The following is a 4,766-nucleotide window of genomic DNA, read 5'->3' as shown; positions in this document are numbered from 1 at the left end:
CGTCAGGTTGGAGGCGCAGACGCCGCAGCCCTCCAGCCGCAGCCGCACCTGGCCGGGGCCCGGCTCGGGGCGGGGCACCGCGCGGATCTCCATCCGGCCGGGGCCGGTCTGCACGGCGGCCCGCATGGTCGGGGCGGCGGGCGCTTCCCTCATCACGGTGTCTCCTGCGGGCGCGGGGAGGGAAGGGACGGCCGGACGCGGCATTCGGTTCGCAAGAGGACACTCCGCTCGATGGGGAAAGGGCCGCGGCGGCACCGGCCGCGCCCTTCCTGCCGGGAAACCAGGCCGGGCGCCGAGGGGCAGCCCGGCCGCCGTGGCAGCGCCCGCCGCACCCGGCCATGACGGCACGGGGCAGGGGGGCTTTCCAGCGGCCAAGCTTCAACAACCGGGAAGAAGCCGGGGCGGCGGCATCACAATCCCGGGAATCCGGGGCGGCCCGTCCGGCGGGGACCATCCCCCGCCGCCGCGTCAGGACAGGAGCGGCGCGGCGGGCGGCTGGTTGCGCCGGGCGAGGCGCTGCCCGGCGATGTAGCCCCAGGCCATGTTCGGGCCGATCGTCGTGCCGGTGCCGACATTGCGCGTGCCGATCGGGTTGGCCATCGCCACCCCTGCGGCGAAGAGGCCGGGGATGACGCTGCCATCCGGCCGCAGCACCTCGGCATAGGCATTGGTGCGGGCGCCGCCCTTGGTGCCGAGGATCGAGCGGCTGAAGGGCATGGCCAGGAAGGGCGCGCGCAGAATGGGCCTGATGCCCGCCCGCCGCCTCTTGTCACCGGCCGAGGCGGCGTCGGCCCGCGCCGGGCGGCCGAAGTCCCGGTCCTCGCCCGCCTCGGCGGCGGCGTTGAAGCGTGCCACGCTGGCCTCCAGCGCCTCCGGCGGCACGCCGATCAGCCGGGCCAGGGCGCCGATGCTCTCGGCCTGCCGCAGCCAGGAGGGGTCCGCCTTCGCCGCCCAGCGCATCGGCGGCACCTCCTCCGGCATCCGCGCATCGGTGATCACCCAGGCGGGCAGGTGGACGGGCTCGCCGGTCGCCGGGTCGCGCCGGTCCAGCACCTCGCCGATGTTGAAGGTCAGCTCGTTGACGAAGCGCGCGCCGTGGCGGTTGACCAGCATGGCGTAGGGCTCGGTGTGGAAGGGCACCGGCTGGGCCAGCAGCCGCCCCTCGTAGCGCACCGGCACGGAGGGGGTGATGGTCGCCTGGTCCATATGCGCCAGCGCCGCCCCGGCGGCCTCGGCCAGGCGCTGCCCGTCCCCCTCATGCGCGCCGGGGCTGCCGCGATAGTCGAGCGGGCCGGGGAAGTGGCGCGCCATCAGCCCCGCATCCCACTCGAAGCCGCCGGTGGCGATCACCACGCCGGCCCGCGCCGTCCACTGCTCCCGCCGGCCGCCGCGCTCCACCACCGCGCCGGTCACGGCGCCCATCTCGTCCAGCGTCAGCTCCACCGCGCGGGCGTTCAGCGCCACCCGCACCCCGGCATCCAGGCAGCCGCGCAGCAGCCCCGTCACCAGCGCCGTGCCCTTGCCGCGCGTGTTGGTCAGCAGCCGCCACAGCAGCCGCGGCCACAGCTCCAGCGCGGTGCGGTAGGGCTTGTGGTAGAGGTCGGTCGTCACCGCCTCGTGGTAGGTGAAGATCTCCGGGATGGTGGAGCGGCGGATCCGGAAGGCGAAGCGCCCCGCCCGCCAGCGGCTGAGCGGCAGGGGCGACATCATCCGCCCCCGCGCCTTCGCGCCCGGCAGGGTGCGCAGCGGGTCCGGCTCCGGCGTCAGGGCGAAGCGCAGCGGCGTGTGCGCCTCGACGAAGCGCAGCATCTCCGGCGCGGCATCGACGAAGGCGCGCCACAGCGGCTCCTCCGTCTCCGCCCAGCCTTCCGGCGCGGCGGCGCGGATATAGGCCAGGGCTTCCTCGGCGCTGTCCTCGATGCCGGCGGCGGCGGCGTGGTGGCTGGCGGGAATCCAGGTGCCGGCGCCCGACATCGCCGTGGTTCCGCCCAGCCGGCCGGTCTTCTCCAGCACGGTGACGGAAAGCCCCCGCCGTGCCGCGGTGAGGGCCGCCGTCAGCCCCGCAGAGCCCGAGCCCAGCACCAGCACATCCGTCGAATAGCCCGCCATCGCCCCGCCGCCGCTCGTGATCCCCTGATGCTCTTGGCACCGGTGCCGGATTCGCGCCAGCCCGGCGCCCCGCGCCCGGCCTTGACGCTCCTGCGGCGCACGCGGAGACAGGAGTGCCCGCCGCCGCGCGGCGGCGGGGGAAGGAGACGCACCCATGAGCGTGAAGGCCACGCCCGCCACCCGCGCCGCCGAGGCCGCCGGGCTGCGCGCCCGCCTGCTGGAATACGAATACGACCCCGCCGCCGAGGCGATCGGGCTGCATGCGGCGGCCGCGCTCGGCCTTTCGCCGGCGGCCGTGTTCAAGACGCTGGTGGCGGTGCTGGACACGGGCGAACTGGTCTGTGCCGCCATCCCCTCCGATGCGCGCCTCAGCCTGAAGGCGCTGGCCACGGCGCTCGGCGCCAAGCGCGCCGAGATGGCCGAGCCGGCCCGGGCCGAGCGCGCCACCGGCTATGTGGTGGGCGGCATCAGCCCGCTCGGCCAGAAGAAGCGTCTGCGCACGGTGTTCGACGCCAGCGCGCTGGAGCAGGCCGAGATCGTGGTGAATGGCGGCCGGCGCGGCCTGCAGCTGGCCTGCGCGCCGGCGGCGCTGATCGCGGCGCTGGGGGCGAAGGCGGCGCCGCTGCGGGCCGGCTGAGGCTCAGCCCTCCTCCAGCCGGTAGCCCACCCCCGGCTCGGTGCGCAGCAGCCCCGCCGCCGCGCCGAGCTTCTGCCGCAGGTGCCCGACATAGACGCGCAGATACTGCGCGTCCTCGGCATGCGCCGGGCCCCAGACGGCGTCGAGCAGCTGGCGCTGCGTCATCACCCGCCCGCGCGCCCGCGCCAGGGCCACGAGCAGCTCCCATTCGCGCGGTGTCAGGTGCAGCGGCGGGTCCTCGCCCAGCCGGGCGAGGCGGCGCTCCAGGTCAATGGCCAGCGGGCCGATCTCGATGCGCGCCGCCGCCGGGGCCGGCGCCGCGCCCGCCGCCTCAGCCCGGCGCAGCGCCACGCGGATGCGCGCCAGCAGCTCGGCCAGGGAGAAGGGCTTCTCCACATAGTCCTCGGCGCCGGCGTCGAGCGCCGCCACCTTCTCCGTCTCCTGCCCGCGCGCCGAGACCACCAGAATGGGGGCGGGGCAGAAGGCGCGCAGGCGCGGGATCAGCGCCTGCCCGTCCATGTCCGGCAGGCCGAGGTCGAGCAGCAGCAGGGCGGGGGCGGCGGTGGCGGCCAGGCGCAGCGCCTCCTGCGCCGTCTCCGCCCGCAGCGGCGCGTAGCCGGCGGCGCCCAGCGCGGGGCCGAGGAAGCGGTGGATCTGCGGCTCGTCATCCACCACCAGGATGCGCGTCGGCTGGCTCATAGCGGCAGGTGGACCGACATGCGGGTTCCCGGGTTCTCTCCTGGCGCCTCCCGCGCCGGGCTCTGCGCGGTGATGCGCCCGCCCATGGCATGCACCAGCCCGCGGCAGATGGCGAGCCCCAGCCCGGTGCCGGCCGGCGCCGAATCGCCACGGCGGATGCGGAAGAAGGGGTCGAAGACCTGCCCGAGCTGGTCGGGCGGGATGCCGCTTCCCGCATCCTCCACGCTGAGCACCACCTCGGGCCCCGCGCGCCGCGCCGCCACCCGCACCGGGCTGCCGGGGGGCGAGAACTTCAGGGCGTTGTCCAGCAGGTTGGCCAGCACCTGGTCGAGCAGCACGGCATCCAGCCGCGGCTCGGGCAGGCCCGGCGGCACGCTGAGCGCGATCTCCCGCCCGCTGGCGCGGGCGGCGCGGGCGGTGGCGGTGCGCAGCGCGTCGTCGAGGTCCACCGGCGCGCGCCGGGGCTGGAGCTGGCCGCTCTCCAGCCGCACCAGGTCGATGATGTTGGTGAGGTAGCGGTTGAGCCGCACCGTCTCCGCCTCCGCCGTCTCCAGCAGGTCCGCCCGCACCGCGGCGGAGAGGGCGGCGCCGGAGAGGCGCAGCGTCTCCAGCGCGCCGCGTATGGCGGTGAGCGGCGTGCGCAGGTCATGCCCGATCGAGGCCAGCAGGGCGGAGCGCAGCGCCTCCGTCTCGGCCTGCGCGGCGAGGCGCGCCTGGTCCTGCATCAGCCGGTCGCGCTCCAGGGCGATGGCGGCCTGGTCGGCCAGCGAGTCCAGCGCGCGGTCGCGCTCGTCGTCGAGGGGCGGCAGGCCGGGCAGGTCCATCCGCAGCCCGATCAGCCCGAGCGCGCCCTCCCGCGTGCGCAGCGGGCGGAACTGCCAAGCGGCGGCGGGCAGCGCGTCGGTGCCGGCGCCGGCGCGGCGGTCATGCGCCAGCGCCCAGCGCGCGGCGGCCATTGAATCCGCGTCCGGCTCGGCGTCCAGCGGGCGGGCGGCGCGCGGCACCGGCTCGCCCTCCAGCCCCAGCAGCACGCAGGCGGGGCGGCCGGCCAGTCGCTCCGCCTCCTGCGCCACCACCTCCAGCAGATCGGCGGGCGAGGCGGCGGCGGCCAGCCGGCGGGAGAGCTCCACCAGCCGCCGCATGCCGAACAGCCGCGCCCGCGCCCGCGCCGCCGAGCGGCCCAGCCCGCCCGTGGTGCCGGCCAGCAGCAGCGCCACGCAGACGAAGATCGCCGCCCCCGTCACCTCCTGCACGCCGGAGAGGGAGAGGGTGAGGCGCGGCTCCAGGAACAGGAAATCCCAGGCCAGGAAAGCCAGCAGCG

4 protein-coding genes are annotated in these 4,766 nt (G+C 76.5%); 1 reads left to right on the top strand and 3 read right to left on the bottom strand.

The features are described from left to right. Positions 1-468: 468 nt before the first annotated feature. Positions 469-2,109: an FAD-dependent oxidoreductase gene (locus ACZJYS_RS22735; RefSeq protein ID WP_493180425.1), complete on the bottom strand. Its 1,641-nt coding sequence runs from the start codon at positions 2,107-2,109 to the stop codon at positions 469-471. Positions 2,110-2,263: 154 nt separating this feature from the next. Here ACZJYS_RS22735 and ybaK point away from each other — a divergent pair, with 154 nt between their 5' ends. Further along, on the top strand, positions 2,264-2,746 hold the full coding sequence (gene ybaK / locus ACZJYS_RS22730; RefSeq protein ID WP_379632543.1) for a Cys-tRNA(Pro) deacylase: 483 nt from the start codon (positions 2,264-2,266) through the stop codon (positions 2,744-2,746). Positions 2,747-2,749: 3 nt separating this feature from the next. Here the strand turns inward: ybaK and ACZJYS_RS22725 are convergent, their stop codons facing one another. Then, positions 2,750-3,445, bottom strand: a complete 696-nt coding sequence (locus ACZJYS_RS22725; RefSeq protein ID WP_493180424.1) for a response regulator — start codon at positions 3,443-3,445, stop codon at positions 2,750-2,752. Continuing rightward, a partial coding sequence (locus ACZJYS_RS22720; protein WP_493180423.1) for an ATP-binding protein occupies positions 3,442-4,766 on the bottom strand: 1,325 nt, incomplete at its 5' end. The genes ACZJYS_RS22725 and ACZJYS_RS22720, both read right to left, overlap by 4 nt.

This window comes from Roseomonas sp. TS2 (assembly GCF_058833935.1).
The sequence above is the reverse complement of the archived record's forward strand: the minus strand, read 5'-3'. Positions and strand labels throughout refer to the sequence as shown.